Source organism: Tsukamurella pseudospumae, from assembly GCF_001575205.1.
GTDB lineage: Bacteria > Actinomycetota > Actinomycetes > Mycobacteriales > Mycobacteriaceae > Tsukamurella > Tsukamurella pseudospumae.
In genome coordinates this window covers 262,495-278,962 of sequence record NZ_LSRE01000002.1, presented here as the reverse complement: position 1 = coordinate 278,962, position 16,468 = coordinate 262,495, and the positions used below count along the sequence as shown (strand labels likewise).

Here is a 16,468-nt window from a genome sequence, read left to right as displayed (position 1 = left end):
CTACTTCCCGGTCCCGGCGGCACCGTCGGGCCGCGAGACCGGCGCGATGACGTCCCGTCGGGTCACGGTGAGGTACCCGACGAGCACGACGATCACGGCGAGGAAGACCGCGGACGTGACGGTGGTGCCGAGGCCCAGGCCGCCGTTGTCGCGGGGTTGCGAGAGCAGGTCGCCGATGGACGCGCCGAGCGGGCGGGTGAGGATGTACGCGGCCCAGAACGCGAACACCGCGTTCAGCCCGAAGCGGAGGTGCGCGACCGCGATGAGGGCGATGACCGCGGCGAAGATGAGCATGGATCGCAGGTAGCCGAGCTGGAGCTGCTCGGCCATGAGGTCGCCTGCGGCGGTGCCCAGCGCGAAGGTCACGAGCACCGTGAGCCAGTAGAAGGTCTCCCGGCGGCGCGTGACGATGGTGTGGATCGACAGCGTCCGCTCGCTCGCGTACCACGCGGCGAAGGCGACGATCAGCGCCACGGCGAACACCGCGGTGGTCGCCTGCAGCGGCACGCCCAGCTGATCGGTGAGGTTGTCGGTGATGAGGGTTCCGACGACGCTGATCAGCGTGACGACCAGCCAGTAGATCCACGGGGTGTATCCGCGGCGGCTGAACTGCACGGCGAGGGCGACGAGCAGGAGTCCGGTCATGAACCACGTCGTGTTCGCCAGGCCCCAGCCGAGGTGGCTGTTGAGGTAATCGGAGCAGGTCTCGCCCACGGTGGTCGCGAGGATCTTGATGACCCAGAAGTACCCGGTGACCAGCGGTACGCGGACCGCGAGTGCGCGGACGCCCGTCGTGGTGCTCATCGGTGCGTCCCCACCGTGCGACGGTGCGCCCCGCTCGTCGGGTGCTCCTCTTCCGAGGGCATCGGAGCGAGCCAGCCGCCCGCGCGGTCGGGCAGGCGTCCGGCCACCCGCTCGGCGACGAACGCGATCACGGTCGGGGCGAACGCGACGACGAGGGCCGCCGTCGCCGCACCGACGACGAAGCCCGCACTGACATCGGTCAGCCAGTGCACGCCGAGGTAGACCCGCGTCCACGCGACGAAGACGGTGACGACGAGTGCCGCGGCGACCGTCGCCGACCGCGCCGCCGACCGCCCGGCGATGCCGACCAGGGCGACCGCGAGCAGCAGCGCAGCCGTCCCGGTGACGTGGCCGGACGGGTACGACAGAGTCGCCTCGTGCGCACCGAGCTGATCCGCGGCCGGCGGCCGGGGACGGCCGACGACCAGCTTGATCATCTCGGCCACCGCCGCGGCTGCGGCGACCGCGGCGAGCACCGTCACCGCCCGCTGGACCCGGCGGTCACGGAACAGGAGGAATCCGGCGACGCACAGCGCCCACACCGGGATCAGTACCGGGCTGAACAGGTCGGTCAGCACGGAGACCACCGACGTGACGCCCGCGGAGCGGGATGGTTCGATGGCGTTCATCACGGCGGAGTCGACGCGCGTCGGCCCCGACGCCACGATCAGTCCGACGACCACGACAACGGCTATCAGCACGGAGTAGACCAGTACCCATGCCCGCAGATTCCGATTCATGCGACCAGGGTGAACCGCACCCGCTTAGCGGAACCTTAAACCTGCGGCAGCGCGTGATCCGGGTGCTGCGTCCGGTGCGCAGCCGGCTCACCCTGACAGCCACCGCACTCGTGACCGTCGCCCTGGTCATCGCCGGCGCCGTGATGGTCCTCGTCCTGCACCGGGTCCTGCTCGACTCCGCTGACAACACGAACACCGCACGCGCCACCGACATCGCCGCGGCGCTCGCCGAGTCCGGCCCCGACGGCATCGACGACGGCCTGCTCAGCCCGGGCCAGAACATCGACCTCATCCAGATCCTCGACAGCGAGGGCCGCGTCCTCCGGTCGAGCAGATCGCACCCCGGCGGCGCGCTCGGGGGCGTGGTACCTGCGGGAGCACGGACGGTGCTCGACGGTGCCACCGCCGCCCCATCGGACGCCGAGTACCGGGCGACGCGCGTCGGAGTGCGCACCGCCGCAGGCGACTTCACGGTCGAGGTCGGTACCGCGGAGTCCGCGCTGAACCGGCTCGTGCTCCTCGTCGCGGGACTGTGCGCGGCGGTGTTCCCGGTCGTCGTGGCCGCGATGGCGTGGCTGACCCATGTCTTCGTCGGCCGCGCCCTCTCCCCCGTCGAGCGGATCAGATCCCAGGTGGCCGAGATCAGCGACGCGGATCTCGCCGAGCGCGTGCCGGTTCCCGCGACCGGCGACGAGGTCGAGACCCTCGCCCGCACGATGAACGCGATGCTCGGTCGCCTGGAAACGGCACAGACGACGCAGCGGAGGTTCGTGGCCGATGCCTCCCACGAGCTCAACAGCCCCCTCACGTCGATCTTCGGACTGCTCGACCTCGCGGACCAGACCGACGAGCCGGTCGACGTCGACACCGTGCGGACGCTCCTCCTGCCCGAGGCGGACCGGATGCGCGGCCTGATCGCCGACCTGGCGCTGCTGGCCCGCGCGGACGAGAGCGGCGCCCCCGTGCCACGCACGGACGTCGACCTCGCGCGGCTGGTCGCCGACGAGGCCGAGCGGTTGCGCGCGCTGGGGCGGCACGGGATCGACGTGTCGACGGTGCCGGCGATCGTCCGCGGGGACCCGGGCCAGCTGGCGCGGGTGGTGCGGAACCTGACCGACAATGCGGCGCGGTACGCACGGACCCGCCTCACGCTGACGATGACGGCCGACGGGGGCACCGTCACCGTCGCCGTCACCGACGACGGGCCGGGGATACCGGAGGCGGACCGGCACAGGGTCTTCGAGCGATTCGTCCGACTCGACGCCGCGCGCTCGCGATCGAGCGGCGGCTCGGGTCTCGGGCTCGCGATCGTCGCGGAGATCGTCCGGGCCCACGACGGCACCTACGGGGTCGACGTGGACGGGCGGGGCGGCACCAGGTTCTGGTTCACGCTCCCGACGACGTGATCCGGTAGCCGACCCCGCGAACGGTCTCGATCGACCGGACGCCGAACGCCGCATCGATGCGCTTGCGCAGGTGATGGATGTAGACCTCGACGACGTTCTCGTCGCCGTCGTAGTTCACATCCCACACCGACTCCAGGATCCGCACCTTCGAGACCGCGGTGCCCGCGTTGCGCATCAAGAAGGCCAGCAGCGCGAACTCGCGCGGAGCCAGCTCGATCCGGGTATCGCCGCGATGGACCGTGTGCGCGGCCGGGTCGAGCCGCAGGTCGCCCACCATCAACACCGAGGGCCGTGCCGGGGCCCCGCGCCTGGCCAGCGCGCGCAGTCGGGCCACCAGCACGGCGACCGAGAAGGGCTTCGTGAGGTAGTCGTCGGCACCGAAGTCGAGTGCCTCCACCTGATCGAAGTCGCCGTCCTTCGCGGTCAGCATCAACACCGGCGTCCAGACCTCCGCACGCCGGAGGTCTCGCACCACCTCGAAACCGTTGCGGCCGGGCATCATCACGTCGAGGACGATCAGGTCGAACTCGCCGGCGAGCGCCTCGTCGAAGCCGGCCGCGCCGTCGACGGCCACGGCGGCGGTCCAGCCCTGGGCGACCAGCGTGCGGCGCACGGTCTCCGCGATCGCGGGATCGTCGTCGACGACGAGAACTCTCACGCCGCCATCATCGTCGACTCGCGCGACCGGCGTCGACACGGTCTCCGATCAGCTCAGGCTGAGAGGCCGGAACACGGGCCGGAACGCGCCGCCGGACGCGACCGTGTAGCGGACCCGCCAGGTCGTCGAATGGTCGGCGTTCGCGGCGGAGTCGGTGAGCCGGGCGGCGACCCCCGATCCCTCCGGGACCTCGCCTCGGTCGCGGAGCACGTGTTCCACGTACTCGAGCACCAGGTCGTGCGGCCACCCCGTCGGCGCCGTCACGTACGCCGAGCGCTCTCGATCGCTCATGCCCCGAACGATAGGGCGCGATCGCCTCCCGCGCGACCGTTAGCGCAGGTCAGAACCTCGCGCTAGCGTACCTCTCAGTAGACCGGCAGTGACGGATCCACGGTGCGGGCGTAGGCGTTGATGCCGCCCTGCAGGTGCACCGCGTCGCGGTAACCTGCGCCCTTGACGGTCGCCAGGACCTCGGCGGAGCGGATGCCGGTCTTGCAGTACAGCACCAGTTTCTTGTCGGCGGAGACCTGCGCGAGCCCCTCACCGGACTCGAAGGCGCCCTTGGGGACCAGCTTGGCACCGTCGAGGTGGACGATGTCCCACTCGACGGGCTCGCGCACGTCGATGAGCTCGAAATCGATGCCCGCGGTGCCCATCCCGGCCAGCTCGGCGGGAGTCACGGTGCTGCCGGCCGCGGCACGCTCGGCCTCGTCGGAGACGACCCCGCAGAACTCCTCGTAGTCGATGAGCTCGGTGATCGTCGGCGACGCCGGGTCCTTGCGGATACGAATCGTGCGGTAGCTCATCTCGAGGGCGTCGTAGACCATCAGCCGGCCCAGCAGCGAGTCACCGATGCCGGTGATCAGCTTGACCGCCTCCGTACCCATGATCGACCCGATCGACGCGCACAGGATCCCGAGCACGCCGCCCTCGGCGCACGAGGGAACCATGCCGGGCGGCGGCGCCACCGGGTACAGGTCGCGGTAGTTCAGGCCCTGCTTCTCGCCGTTCGGGCCGTCGGGCGCGTCCTCCCAGAAGACCGACACCTGCCCCTCGAACCGGAAGATGGAGCCCCACACGTAGGGCTTGTGCGCCAGCACCGCCGCGTCGTTGACGAGGTAGCGGGTGGCGAAGTTGTCGGTGCCGTCGAGGATCAGGTCGTACTGCTCGAACAGCTCGACCGCGTTCTCCGGCTCGAGCCGCACCGGGTGCAGGTTCACCTGCACCAGCGGGTTGATCTCGGCGATGGAGTCGCGGGCGCTCTCGCCCTTCGGGCGGCCGAGGTCGGAGACGCCGTGGATCACCTGGCGCTGCAGGTTCGACGCGTCCACCTCGTCGAACTCGACGATGCCGATGGTCCCGACACCCGCCGCGGCGAGGTACAGCAGCGCGGGGCTGCCGAGGCCGCCGGCGCCGATGAACAGCACCTTGGCGTTCTTGAGGCGCTTCTGCCCCTCGACGCCCATCTCGGGGATGATCAGGTGCCGGGAGTACCGCGCGACCTCGTCGCGGGTCAGATCGGCGGCGGGCTCGACGAGCGGGGGCAGTACGGTCACGTCCTGCTCAACGACGGTGCGCCCGCCACCATTCCCGGGGCGCCCCCCGGGGCGGGGGACGGGGTCACCGTCGGCCCGCGGAACGATTACTTGAGAGTGGGCGCGACCCAGGCGTTGGGCCGGCAGGTGAGGTCGTTGTCGTAGCCCTCGGACTTGTCCAGGTCGAAGATGTCGCGGTTCTTCACGCCGAAGGACTGCTGCATCATGATCGGCGCGAGCGCCCCCTGCGCGGGGCAGGGCACGTGCTGCGCGTACCCGATGGCGTGCCCGACCTCGTGGTTGATCGCGTACTGCCGGTAACCGGTGAGGTCGCCCTCGAAGGCGGTCGCGCCCCGGACCCAGCGCGCCAGGTTGATCACCACGCGCCCCAGCTCGCCGTTGTAGCAGGACGACTCGAGCTGGATCGTGTAGCCGCAGGCCGAGCGGGTGGTCATCGGCGAGGTCAGGGAGATGGTGAAGGTCGGGGTGCCCTTGTCGATGCGCTGGAAAGCGACGGCGGGGTCGTGGATCCAACTGCGCGGATCGGACAGCGTCTTGTCGATCATCGCGGCGAAGGCCTGGTCGCCGCTCAACGCGCTCATGTCCACGCCGTCCTCGACGGCGATCATGTAGGTGAAGGTCTGCTGCCTCCCCTCGCCGACCTTGGGCGTCGCGCCGGGCACCACGTGCCAGATCCCCTGCCCCTTCTCGGTGAACTGGCCCCCGACCGGCAGCATCCCCGCGGGCGGCACGGGCCCCGGGACCACCTTCGACGGTGCGCCGACGATCGTCTTCTCCGGCGTCGGGTTGCGCGAGAGGTTCTCGGTCGCGCCGTCGGTCCGGTGCTCCGTGGCGAACGGATTGCCCCAGAAGGTGACGACGAGCGCCACGGCCGTCAGCACCGCGAGCACCGGCACGGCGTACGCGCGCCAGCCGTAGGTACGCAGGATCCGGCCGAGCCGGCCCTGCTTGGCGTAGCGACGCTCGCGCAACGGCCGGTTGCGCTGATCGCCCGAGGTCGCAGCGGTCGAGTTGATCGGATCCCACTCCGCCCGAAGCGGCGCACGCCCGTCCGGCCGGGGACGCCTCGGGTTCGAAGGACTACTCACGTCGTCAACAATTCCACGACCGGTGCCCCCCGAGTGGAACCGACACGCGCCTCACGTCTCCCCGACGGCCCGCTCCGTCGCGACGATGAGATCGCGAACGATCCGCGCCGTCTCCTCCGGACGCTCCATCTGCGCCACATGGCCCACGTCCTCGAACACCGTCAGCGTGCTGCCCTTGATGTGCCGCACCACCTTGGGCGCCACCCCGACGCTCACCAGCAGGTCACGCGCGCCCCAGACCACCGCCGTCGGCACCGAGACGGCGCGGGCCGCGGCCCAGTGCGACGCACCGAGGTCCACCAGCCAGCTGCGCACGAGCGCGTTGAAGCTCGCCGCGAGCGCGTCGGGCGCCCAGGGCATGGATGCGCGGGCCACGGCCTGGTCGACGGCCTGTCGCCGCCGGACCGGCCCCATGACCCGCGGATCGACGAGGATCTCGCCGAAGGTCCGATCCACCTGTTGCTCGGGGTAGGCGCTGGCGACGAGCCGGAAGCCCGCCGGCCCCAGGCCCGGGATCCGCACCAGCGACAGTGGCAGGAACTGCAGCCGCCGCACGCGCGGGCGCAGATCCGGGAAGGCCGGCGAGATCAGCGTGAGCGAACGCAGCAGGTCGGGCCGCAGCATCGCCACGCGCACAGCGATCGCACCCCCGAGGGAGTTGCCGATCAGGTGCACGCCGGGTCCACGCACCGCGACGAGGGTCTCGAGGTACGCGATCACGGTCCACGCGAACTCCTCGATCCCGTAGTCACCGTCGGCCGGCGGGTCCGAGAGCCCGAATCCGGGCAGGTCCAGGGCGTACGACGCGGCGGTCGGCGCCAGCACCTGACCGAGGTCGGTCCAGTTGATCGACGAGCCGCCCAGGCCGTGGATCATCACGGCCGTCGGTCGCGGGTCCGGCGGTGCCGTCGTCTCCGCAGCGGCGTCGACGTGCCGCACGAACACCCGCCGCCCGCGGAGGGTGACGAACTGTCCGGGCCAGACATCGCTGGTCCGGTTCACCTGCGCGAGAGCCGACACACCGGGCAGCTTGCCAGAGCAAGCCGAGGTCGGCGAACGCGGCGGGAGTATTGTCGACGAGCCGGGCCGTGACGAGTCCCGGGCGATGCGGGGCAGTATGCGAGCCCCGGGAACGGTGAGGTGGAGCACATGGCGGATCTGGGCGCGACGACCGCGGCGGGCGATTCCCGCGGCGGAGCGAATCCAGCACCCCGCCGCACAGCCCGCCTGCCGCGCAGCGCGCGGCGTATCCAACTGCTCGAGGCCGCGAGCAGCGTGTTCGTCGACCTCGGCTACCACTCGGCGGGCATGGACGAGATCGCCGTCCGCGCCGGCGTCAGCAAGCCGGTGCTCTACCAGCACTTCCCCGGCAAGCTCGAGCTGTACGTGGCCGTACTCAAGGCACACGGCGAGGCGCTGGTCACCGGCGTGCGCGAGGCGTTGAGCAGCTCGACCGACAACCACGAACGCGTGATCGGCGCCGTCCGGTCCTTCTTCGACTTCGTCGACCGGGACAGCCAGGGCTACAAGCTCATCTTCGAGTCCGACGTGCTCGAGCCCGTCGTCCAGGAGCGCGTCGAGGGCGCCGTGGAGCTGTGCATCGACGCGGTGTACGACCTGGTCTCGCAGGACTCGGGCCTGGACCCGTACCGCGCGCGGATGCTGGCCGTCGGCCTCGTGGGCGCGAGCCAGGTGAGCGCGCGCTACTGGCTGTACGCCGACCGTCCGATCCCGAAGGACGAGGCGGTGGCCACCACCGTCCAACTGCTGTGGGGCGGCTTGAGCCACGTTCCGCTGCAGGCGCAGCGCCGCACACCCTGACGCGCCCGCCTCAAGACTCGGTCAAGCCCCCGTCACCGACGTCCCAGTGCGCCGTGAACGCTCGGTGAAGTCCTTCGGACGCCGCAGTATCATGTCCGGGTTTGCCCGATTCGTGCTGGCTAGCGTCGACGGGTGCCGGTTCCCCGACGGTGGGTCGCGCCCACCGCGTTCACGCTCGCCGCGGTCGTCGCCGTGGCCGGTGGCGCGTATCTGCTGACCACGCCCGCCCCGTCGTCGAGCCCTGCCGCGCCCGCAGGCACCGTCGGATTGACCGCGAAGCTGGACGGCTGCGCGGCGCCGTCCGGCACCGTCGACGCCGGGAACCGGACCTTCGCGGTCACGAACACCTCCACGCGGTCGCTCGAATTCGCGCTCGCCGGGCCCGACGGTGCCGTGTACGCCGAGCTCGACGCGCTCGCTCCGCAGGCCACCCGGCTGCTGCGCGTCGCGCTGGGCTCCGGCGAGTACCGGTTCGAGTGCTACTTCGCGGAGACCGACGCCGTCACCGGGGCGTCCTTCCGAGTCCCGGGCGACGCGCCGCGCGGGCCCGCCGTGATCCCGACCTCGACACAGGACCTCACCCCCGCGACGCTCGACTACCAGACCTGGGTCGGCGGGCGCCTGCCGGCGCTGCGCGATGCCGTCGCCGCCCTCGCCGCCGCGCCGGACGTCGAAACCCAGCGCACCGCATGGCGCGCGGCGCACCGGCTGTACGAGACGCTCGGTGCGGCGTACGACGCCTTCGGCGATTGGGACGGGAAGATCAACGGCCGCCGCACCACCGGCGACGCGACCGGCTTCCACGCGATCGAGGCAGCGCTCTGGGCCCCCTCCCCGACGGTGCCCGCCGCACTGGAGCGGGCCCTCGTGACCGATGTCGCGGGGCTGCTCTCCGACTACCCCTCGCTCGCGGTGAATCCCCTGCAGATCGGCCTGCGCGCGCACGAGATCACCGAGAACACCATCGAATTCACCCTCACCGGTGCCGACGACGCCGGCTCGCACACGGGCCTCGACACCGCCCGCGCGAACCTCGAGGGCACCCGCCGCGTGCTCGACGCGCTGAACCCCGTGTTGACGACGCGCTACCCCCGGCTGGCCGAGGCCCGTACCGCGCTCGACCGCGCCGACGCGGTGTGCGCGGACCTCGCCGCCCGGTTCCCCGGCCGCCCGCTCCGCGAACTCCCCCTCGCCGACCGGCAACGGCTCAACACCGCGTTCGGCGGCCTCGTCGAACTGCTCGCCCCGATCGCCGCGATCGCCGACGTCCGGCGGACCAAGTGAGGGCGTCGCGGCGCGGCTTCCTCGGCGGGACCGCCGCGGCCGCGGGAGCCGTCGGCCTCGCGGCGTGCGCGCGGGACGAGTCGGCTCCGAAGCCCGCGCCGGTGGCCGAACAGCGGCATGCCACCTACGCCGCCTTCGACCTGACCTGTACCTCCGCCGCCGAGACGGATGCGCTGCTGCACGCGCTCCGCGAACGGATCGGCGCGCTGCGGCAGCCGCGCACGCCCGTCGCCACCGCCATCACGGCCCCGCCCACCGACTCCGGCACCCTCGGCCCCGACCTCGACGGCGCCCCCGACCTCACCGTGAACATCGGTTACGGGGCGAGCTTCTTCGACCGCTGGCACGCCGACAAGCGGCCGGCCGGCATCCGTCCGATGCGCGAGTTCGACGACGACCGGCTCGATCCGGCGCGCTGCCACGGCGACCTCATCCTGGAGATCCGCGCCGCGGATCAGGACACCGTGCTGCACGCGCTGCGCGACCTCAGCCGCGCCGGGCGGGGCGGGCTCGCGCCGCGGTGGCGGCAGGACGGCTCGCAACCGTCCCCCAGGCCCGACGGTGCGCCCCGCAACCACTTCGGCTTCAAAGACGGGACGTCCAATGTGCGCCCGGAGGAGTTCGACCGGCTCGTGTGGCTCGACGATGCCGCCCAGCCCTGGACCCGCGGCGGCACCTTCCTCGTGGTGCGCCTGATCCGCATGCTCACCGAGTTCTGGGATCGGATCTCCCTGTCCGAGCAGGAGAACATCTTCGGCCGCGACCGCGCGAGCGGCGCCCCGATCGACGGCAGCACCGAACTCGACGCGCCGCAGTACGCCGACGATCCGGGCGGCGACGTGATCCCGCTGACCAGCCACATCCGGCTCGCGAATCCGCGGACGGCGGAGACCGACGGCTCGCGGATCTTCCGGCGCGCCTACAACTACGCCGGCGGACTCGACGTCAACGGCAACCTCGACCTGGGTCTGGTGTTCACGTGCCTGCAGCGCGACGTGGTCGCGCAGTTCGAGGCCGTCCAGGAACGGCTGAGCGGCGAACCGCTCACCGATTACATCGCCCCGTTCGGCGGCGGCTACTTCTATCTTCCGCCCCGCGACGCGGGAACGGACTGCTCCACGACAGGAGGCATACTGTGAACCCCTTCCGCTACCGGGGAACTCGTTCCCGCACCAGTCGGGCCGCAGCGCTCGCCGGTGCCGCGGCGATCACGCTGGCGGCCGGCGCGATCGGCGCACCGTCGGTGCTCGCCGATCCCGGTGACACCGCCACCCCGATCAAGCACGTGGTGGTGATCTTCAACGAGAACATCTCCTTCGACCACTACTTCGGCACCTACCCGGTGGCCGCCAACACCGCCGGCGAGAAGCTGCAGGGCTCGGGCCTCGACGCCCCGCGGTTCACCGCCGCGCCCGGAACCCCAACGGACGTGAACACCTTCACCCGCGCCGGGCTCGCCGGCGACGCGAACCCCAACAAGTACAAGCCCTTCCGCTTCACGCCGGGCCAGGCGGTGACGTGCGACCAGAACCACGAGTACACGGCCGAGCAGGAGGCCGCGAACGGCGGCGCGATGGACAAGTTCGTGGAGTTCACCACGAAGGACAAGTGCGCCTCGTCCGGCCCAGGGATGTTCGAGCACCCAGGTTCGGTGATGGGCTACTACGACGGCAACACCGTTGCCGGCCTGTGGAACTACGCGCAGAACTACACCCTGAACGACAACTTCTGGTCCACCCAGTTCGGCCCGTCGACGCCGGGCGCGATCAACCTGATCTCCGGGCAGACCTTCGGCGTCGAGTCCTACGACGCCGCGACCGGGAAGAAGACCACCGCGCCGGACAAGTACACCGTCGGGGCCCCGAACGCCGCGGGCGTGGGCACCCTGTACGAGGACCCGGACCCGCTGTACGACGACTGCTCGAACAAGAATCGCACCGGCAAGGACGCGCTGGCGGCCATGCAGGGCAAGAACATCGGCGACCTGCTGAACGAGAGGTCGGTGTCCTGGGGCTGGTTCCAGGGCGGCTTCCGCCCGTCGACGGCGGCCGCTGGTGACGCCCGCGCGCTGTGCAACACGACGCACCGCAACGTGGCCGGGAACGCGTCGATCGACTACAGCCCGCACCACAACCCGTTCGCGTACTACAAGTCCACGGCGAACGAGCACCACGTCGCGCCCGCGAACGTCGCCGAGGTCGGGCACGCCGGACCCGCGAACCACAATTACGACCTCACCGACTTCGACGCCGCATTGAATGCCGGCAGCCTGCCCGCGGTGAGCTTCCTCAAGGCCGGCGAGTACCAGGACGGCCACGCCGCCTACTCGGACCCGCTCGACGAGCAGACCTTCGTCACCACCTACGTCAACCGGCTGCAGCAGTCCAAGGACTGGGCGTCGACCGCGGTGATCCTCGCGTACGACGACTCGGACGGCTGGTACGACCACCAGGCTCCGGTTATCCTCTCGGGCAGCAAGGATCCCAAGCTGGACAAGGCGATCTGCGCGAACGCCGCGGCGCCCGCACTCGCCGGACAGTCGGTGCGCTGCGGCCCCGGCACCCGCCAGCCCTTCCTGCTGATCTCGCCCTTCGCCCGCAAGAACACGGTGAACCACGACGCCATCGAGCAGGCCTCGATCACCAAGTTCCTCGAGGACAACTGGCGCACGGGCCGGATCCAGGACTCCGCCGACGAGCGGTCCGGAAAGCTCGACGGCCTCTTCGACTTCGGGGCGAACCGCACCGACAAGGTGTGGCTGAACCAGGTCACAGGCGCCGTGGTCGACTCCCCGCCGCCGGCCGATCAGGGCTCGCAGGCCGCCGCGGTGAAGGGCGCACCGTCCAGTGCCGCAGCCGCGCCGTCCGCCACGCAGGCCGCGGGCGAGTCGAAGGACTCCTCGTCGAACACGTGGCTGTGGGTGGGTATCCCGGTGGTCGTCGTGATCCTCGTGGGTGTGGGCGTCTGGGCGCTGCGCAGCCGCCGGTCGGAGTCGTAGCCTCCGGTCTCAGCCCGAATGCGGTCGTTCTCCTGCGGTATCCGTGGGGGAACGACCGCACTCGCGGCTCACGCGGCGCGACGCATGAGCATCTCGATCGGGCCGCGGGAGAACCGCCGGGTCCACAGCGCCGACGCGGCGAGCAGGAAGGCCATCACCGCGATGTAGACGGCCACTGTGAAGGCCAGGCGGTGCTCAGAGCCGTACCGGGCCGCCAAGCCCAGTCCCCAGCCGTAGCAGAGCGCCGAGGCCACGAGGTTCTGCAGCACGTAGCAGCTCAGGGCGGTCCGGCCGACATTGCTCAGTGCGCCGCCGACGGGGCCGACCGCCCGCCGCTGGTAGAACTCCGCGATCAGCGCGAGCAGTCCCAGCGCGACCACCGGGGCCAGGACGTACCGGCCGACGAACACTGCCGGCCCGGCGAGATCCAGCGGCGCACCGCCGATCCCGACCGTGAGGTCCGCGACCGCTGCCACCGCACCGATCGCCATCAACCGGTGGCGCAGGGCCGCGCCGCCCGGCTCGAAGATTCCCGCCTGGAACAGACGTGCGCCCGTGAGGAACACGGCGATGGTCAGCGGGATCATGAAGATCGTCTCCGCGCGGAACAGGAGACCGTGGTCGACGCGGAAGAGCACGAGGTCCCAGAAGGAGCCGTCGGCATAGGGATTGGGGCCGGGGGTGTTCGGTCCGGAATCAGCGTCGGGCAGCATCATTCCCACCACCGCGAGCGCCACCACCGCCAGGTGCACGGCGACCGCGGCGATCACCCACCGCGTGCGCGCGACCGGGCGCAGGATCAACAGCGCGGACACCAGGAACGAGACCAGCGCGTAGCCCATCAGCACGTCGAACTCGGCGACGAGCAGGAAGTGCAGCAGGCCGTCGAGGAACAGGACCAGGGCGCGGCGCCAGTACCGTCCCGGCCACGGCCTGTCGTGCCGCTGGGCGGACGCCTGCTGGATCGCCAGGCCCACCCCGAACATGAGGCTGAGCAGGCCGAGGAACTTCCCCTGCGCGAGGGTCTGCAGCACGCGGATCGGCAGCGACTCGCCGCCCACCGTCTCCAGGTACCCGACCATCCCCTGCGGGTCGGTGAAGATCCACACGTTGGTGCCGAAGGTGCCGAGGATCGCGATGCCACGAGCCACATCGAGCGAGGCGATGCGCCGCGAGGTAGGCGCCTGGGTGTCCGATGGGGCGGAGGTCGAGGTCATGACCTCACGTTCCCCGAAGACACGACGACCCCGCGACCACCGGAAGGTGATGGCGGGGTCCGTCGTTCGGGGGACCTACTCGGCCGCGGCCTCGGCGGGCGCGGCGCCCTCGGGCTTCTTCGCGCCGGAGCGGCGGCGACGGCGGCGCTTGCGAGCCGGGGCATCGCCCTCGGCACCCGAGCCCTCGGGACCGGCGGCGGACGGCGCACCGTCGGACGTGGGAGCCTCCGTGACGGCCTCGGCGGGGGCGGCACCGTCGGACTTCTGACCGCCGCGCGTGCGCGTGCGGGTCCGGGCGCGGGGCTCGCGCTTCTCGCGGGGCTTGCGCTCCACGACCTCGCCCTCGGCACGCTTGCGCACGCCGGGCAGGCTGCCCTTGACCTTCGGGTCGATGCCGAGGTCGGTGAACAGGTGCTCGCTGGAGCTGTAGGTCTCCGCGGGCTCGGGCTTCCCGAGGCCGAGGGCCTTGTCGATGAGCTCCCAGCGGTGCAGCTCGTCCCAGTCGACGAAGGTGACGGCGGTGCCGGTCTTGCCCGCGCGGCCGGTGCGGCCGATGCGGTGCACGTAGGTCTTGTCGTCCTCGGGGCACTGGAAGTTGATGACGTGGGTGACGTCGTCGATGTCGATGCCGCGGGCCGCGACATCGGTGGCGACCAGCACGTCGATCGAACCGTCGCGGAACTTGCCCAGCGCCTTCTCGCGCGCGACCTGGCCCAGGTCGCCGTGGACGGCGCCGACCTTGAAGCCGCGCTCGGCGAGCTCGTCGGCCACCTTCTGGGCGGTGCGCTTGGTGCGGGTGAAGATCATCGTGGCGCCGCGGCCCTCGGCCTGCAGGATCTTCGCGACCATCTCGACCTTGTCGAGGGCGTGCGCGCGGTACACGAACTGGGTGGTGCGCTCGTGCACGGCGGAGTCGTCGTGGTGCTCGGCGCGCACGTGGGTGGGCTGCCGCAGGAAGGTGCGGGCCAGGGTGATGATCGGGCCGGGCATGGTGGCCGAGAAGAGCATGGTCTGGCGGTCCGTGGGGACCATGCCGAGGACCTTCTCGATGTCCGGGAGGAAGCCGAGGTCGAGCATCTCGTCGGCCTCGTCGAGCACGAGGATCTGGATCTTGCCGAGCACGAGGTGGCCCTGCTTGGCCAGGTCCAGGAGGCGGCCCGGGGTGCCGACGACCACGTCGACGCCCTTCTGCAGCGCCTCGATCTGGGCCTCGTACGGGCGGCCGCCGTAGATCGAGGTGATCTTCAGGTCGCGCTCGCCCTTGGTGGTCTGCACGCGGACGCCGTCGGCGGCGCGCTCGAGGTCCTCGGTGACCTGCACGCACAGCTCGCGCGTCGGCACGATGATGAGGGCACGCGGCGTACCGTCGAGCGCCCGCAGGCCGTCCTCGCCGACCTCGGCGCGGGCCTGCGTGATGAGGCGGTTGAGCAGCGGGACGCCGAAGCCGTAGGTCTTGCCCATGCCCGTGCGGGCCTGACCGATCAGGTCGTTACCGGCGAGTGCGAGCGGGAGCGTGAGCTCCTGGATCGCGAAGGTGCGCTCGATGCCGCGCTTGCCGAGGGCGTCGACGATGCCCTGGTCGACGCCGAGTTCGGCGAAGCTGGGCGAGACGTGATCGTCGCCGATCACGTGGACGTCGGGCATGCCCTCTTCGGTAGCGGGCTCGGTGTGGATGTCGTTATTGGTGGTGGTGATGATGTCTGCCTTTCATGGGCGGCGTATGCGTCGCGTGTTTCCCGCGCGCACTGTTTCCGGCCATGAATCCGGGCCCGGATCGTGACGATCCGCGCCGTGTCCTCGACTTCAACGCCCCGGTTCGGAGCGGAGTGCGCGCACAACTACCGGCGACCTCGCTGGATCGCACGTTCACCATGGTACCCCGCGTCGCGGCTCGCACTAGCATGTGCACTATGAGCGAACAGTCGCAGGATCGGGGAACCACCGCCGAGCACCCGGGCGTGGCGGCACTGTTCGCGGTGCTCGCGTACGGCGAGCTCGCCGCCTTCCAGCGCCTCTCGAAGGAGTCCGAGATGGCGCCGGACCTGCGCGGCCGGATCGCCGTGGCCTCGATGGCGGCGGCGCAGATGCGCAATTTCGAGCTGCTCGACACCGAGCTGGACCGTCGCGGGCAGGACGTGACCGTCGCGACCGCGCCGTTCGTCCCGGTGATCACCCGCTACCACGAGCGGACGACGCCGCGGAACTGGAACGAGGCGCTGGTCAAGGCCTACATCGGCGACGGCCTGGCCGCCGACTTCTACTCCGAGGTCGCGCGGGCCCTGCCGGGCGAGCCTGCATCGGTGGTCGCCGCCGTGCTGTCCGACACGCGCGAATCCGAATTCGCCGTCTCCCGGGTGCGCGGCGCGATCTCCGCGAACCCCGCGCTGCGGTCGCCGCTCACACTGTGGGGCAGGCGGCTCCTCTCCGAGGCCATCACCCAGGCGCAGGAGGTGCTCGCCACGCGCGACGAGCTCGCCGCGCTGCTCTTCGAACACTCCGCCGATCTGCCCGGCGTGGCGCAGTTCTTCGAGTCGCTGCAGACCCGGCACGCCGAGCGGATGGCGACCCTCGGCCTCGGCTGAGCGCCTTCGATGGCTGCTCTCAGCTGAATCGCCGGGCTCGCGGCGCCTCCACGGCGCGGGGACGGATAACCTCGTGCCATGGAGATCAAGATCGGTATCGCGGAGTCGAACCGCGAACTCGTGCTGCAGAGCAAGGACTCGTCCGAGGACGTCAAGAAGGCCGTGGGCGATGCGCTCGCCGGCCGCACCGAGCTGCTGGAGCTCACGGACGAGAAGGGCAAGCGCTACCTGGTGCCCGCCGCCCGCGTCTCCTACGTCGAGCTCGGCGCGAACGAGAGCCGCTCCGTCGGCTTCAACGCCAGCTGACGGGTCCT

At 71.0% G+C, this 16,468-nt stretch carries 16 protein-coding genes; 7 read left to right on the top strand and 9 right to left on the bottom strand.

Going from position 1 to position 16,468, the window contains the following annotated elements:
• Together AXK61_RS03555 and AXK61_RS03550 are read right to left on the bottom strand one after the other, a co-directional pair.
• Positions 1-804 (bottom strand): COG4705 family protein, encoded by an 804-nt coding sequence (locus AXK61_RS03555; RefSeq protein WP_068571788.1) that lies wholly within the window; start codon positions 802-804, stop codon positions 1-3.
• Positions 801-1,544, bottom strand: coding sequence for a phosphatase PAP2 family protein (locus tag AXK61_RS03550; RefSeq protein ID WP_082778046.1), 744 nt, complete (start codon positions 1,542-1,544; stop codon positions 801-803). Before AXK61_RS03550 ends, AXK61_RS03555 begins: the two co-directional genes overlap by 4 nt.
• Before the next feature lie 53 nt (positions 1,545-1,597).
• Between AXK61_RS03550 and AXK61_RS03545 the strand changes: the two genes are divergently transcribed.
• Positions 1,598-2,950: a sensor histidine kinase gene (locus AXK61_RS03545; protein WP_231855412.1), complete on the top strand. Its 1,353-nt coding sequence runs from the start codon at positions 1,598-1,600 to the stop codon at positions 2,948-2,950.
• Here the strand turns inward: AXK61_RS03545 and AXK61_RS03540 are convergent.
• From AXK61_RS03540 to AXK61_RS03520, 5 genes are all read right to left on the bottom strand, one after another.
• The gene (locus AXK61_RS03540; RefSeq protein WP_068571900.1) at positions 2,931-3,608 is read right to left on the bottom strand and encodes a response regulator transcription factor; all 678 of its coding nucleotides are present in this window, start codon (positions 3,606-3,608) and stop codon (positions 2,931-2,933) included. The genes AXK61_RS03545 and AXK61_RS03540 overlap by 20 nt on opposite strands.
• 48 nt (positions 3,609-3,656) lie before the next feature.
• Positions 3,657-3,899 carry a hypothetical protein gene (locus AXK61_RS03535; RefSeq protein WP_068571792.1) on the bottom strand — a complete coding sequence of 81 codons (243 nt, stop codon included), beginning with the start codon at positions 3,897-3,899 and terminating at the stop codon, positions 3,657-3,659.
• A 74-nt stretch (positions 3,900-3,973) separates the two neighbouring features.
• Entirely contained in the window at positions 3,974-5,155 is a 1,182-nt protein-coding gene (gene moeZ / locus AXK61_RS03530; protein ID WP_175400035.1) for an adenylyltransferase/sulfurtransferase MoeZ, read from the bottom strand.
• A 95-nt stretch (positions 5,156-5,250) separates the two neighbouring features.
• A complete protein-coding gene (locus AXK61_RS03525; RefSeq protein ID WP_068571796.1) occupies positions 5,251-6,252 on the bottom strand; it encodes a DUF3152 domain-containing protein in 1,002 nt (333 codons plus the stop codon).
• A gap of 51 nt (positions 6,253-6,303) precedes the next feature.
• Positions 6,304-7,272 carry an alpha/beta fold hydrolase gene (locus tag AXK61_RS03520; RefSeq protein WP_068571798.1) on the bottom strand — a complete coding sequence of 323 codons (969 nt, stop codon included), beginning with the start codon at positions 7,270-7,272 and terminating at the stop codon, positions 6,304-6,306.
• A gap of 129 nt (positions 7,273-7,401) precedes the next feature.
• Here AXK61_RS03520 and AXK61_RS03515 point away from each other — a divergent pair, with 129 nt between their 5' ends.
• From AXK61_RS03515 to AXK61_RS03500, 4 genes are all read left to right on the top strand, one after another.
• The gene (locus tag AXK61_RS03515; protein WP_068571800.1) at positions 7,402-8,073 is read left to right on the top strand and encodes a TetR/AcrR family transcriptional regulator; all 672 of its coding nucleotides are present in this window, start codon (positions 7,402-7,404) and stop codon (positions 8,071-8,073) included.
• Between the two features lie 132 nt (positions 8,074-8,205).
• Complete coding sequence (locus AXK61_RS03510; protein ID WP_068571802.1) at positions 8,206-9,357, top strand: EfeM/EfeO family lipoprotein; 1,152 nt, start codon at positions 8,206-8,208, stop codon at positions 9,355-9,357.
• Complete coding sequence (locus AXK61_RS03505; RefSeq protein ID WP_068743826.1) at positions 9,354-10,496, top strand: Dyp-type peroxidase; 1,143 nt, start codon at positions 9,354-9,356, stop codon at positions 10,494-10,496. Before AXK61_RS03510 ends, AXK61_RS03505 begins: the two co-directional genes overlap by 4 nt.
• The gene (locus AXK61_RS03500) at positions 10,493-12,355 is read left to right on the top strand and encodes a phospholipase C (RefSeq protein ID WP_068571806.1); all 1,863 of its coding nucleotides are present in this window, start codon (positions 10,493-10,495) and stop codon (positions 12,353-12,355) included. The genes AXK61_RS03505 and AXK61_RS03500 overlap by 4 nt, the downstream gene beginning before the upstream one ends.
• A 68-nt stretch (positions 12,356-12,423) precedes the next feature.
• Here the strand turns inward: AXK61_RS03500 and AXK61_RS03495 are convergent, their stop codons facing one another.
• Both AXK61_RS03495 and AXK61_RS03490 read right to left on the bottom strand, forming a co-directional pair.
• Complete coding sequence (locus AXK61_RS03495; protein ID WP_068743824.1) at positions 12,424-13,572, bottom strand: DUF418 domain-containing protein; 1,149 nt, start codon at positions 13,570-13,572, stop codon at positions 12,424-12,426.
• A 75-nt stretch (positions 13,573-13,647) separates the two neighbouring features.
• Positions 13,648-15,216 carry a DEAD/DEAH box helicase gene (locus AXK61_RS03490; protein WP_068743823.1) on the bottom strand — a complete coding sequence of 523 codons (1,569 nt, stop codon included), beginning with the start codon at positions 15,214-15,216 and terminating at the stop codon, positions 13,648-13,650.
• Between the two features lie 266 nt (positions 15,217-15,482).
• On the opposite strand from AXK61_RS03490, the gene AXK61_RS03485 reads away from it, so the two are divergent.
• Entirely contained in the window at positions 15,483-16,154 is a 672-nt protein-coding gene (locus AXK61_RS03485) for a ferritin-like fold-containing protein (protein ID WP_068571812.1), read from the top strand.
• A gap of 78 nt (positions 16,155-16,232) precedes the next feature.
• Positions 16,233-16,460, top strand: coding sequence for a DUF3107 domain-containing protein (locus AXK61_RS03480; RefSeq protein ID WP_068571814.1), 228 nt, complete (start codon positions 16,233-16,235; stop codon positions 16,458-16,460).
• Positions 16,461-16,468: the final 8 nt, after the last annotated feature.

Bases quoted from the DNA above. Each gene is read 5' to 3' on its own strand.
- AXK61_RS03495 (WP_068743824.1), bottom strand. From the start codon at position 13,572: ATGACCTCGACCTCCGCCCCATCGGACACCCAGGCGCCTACCTCGCGG.
- AXK61_RS03535 (WP_068571792.1), bottom strand. From the start codon at position 3,899: ATGAGCGATCGAGAGCGCTCGGCGTACGTGACGGCGCCGACGGGGTGG.
- AXK61_RS03480 (WP_068571814.1), top strand. From the start codon at position 16,233: ATGGAGATCAAGATCGGTATCGCGGAGTCGAACCGCGAACTCGTGCTG.
- AXK61_RS03485 (WP_068571812.1), top strand. From the start codon at position 15,483: ATGAGCGAACAGTCGCAGGATCGGGGAACCACCGCCGAGCACCCGGGC.
- AXK61_RS03515 (WP_068571800.1), top strand. From the start codon at position 7,402: ATGGCGGATCTGGGCGCGACGACCGCGGCGGGCGATTCCCGCGGCGGA.
- AXK61_RS03490 (WP_068743823.1), bottom strand. From the start codon at position 15,216: ATGCCCGACGTCCACGTGATCGGCGACGATCACGTCTCGCCCAGCTTC.
- AXK61_RS03555 (WP_068571788.1), bottom strand. From the start codon at position 804: ATGAGCACCACGACGGGCGTCCGCGCACTCGCGGTCCGCGTACCGCTG.
- AXK61_RS03550 (WP_082778046.1), bottom strand. From the start codon at position 1,544: ATGAATCGGAATCTGCGGGCATGGGTACTGGTCTACTCCGTGCTGATA.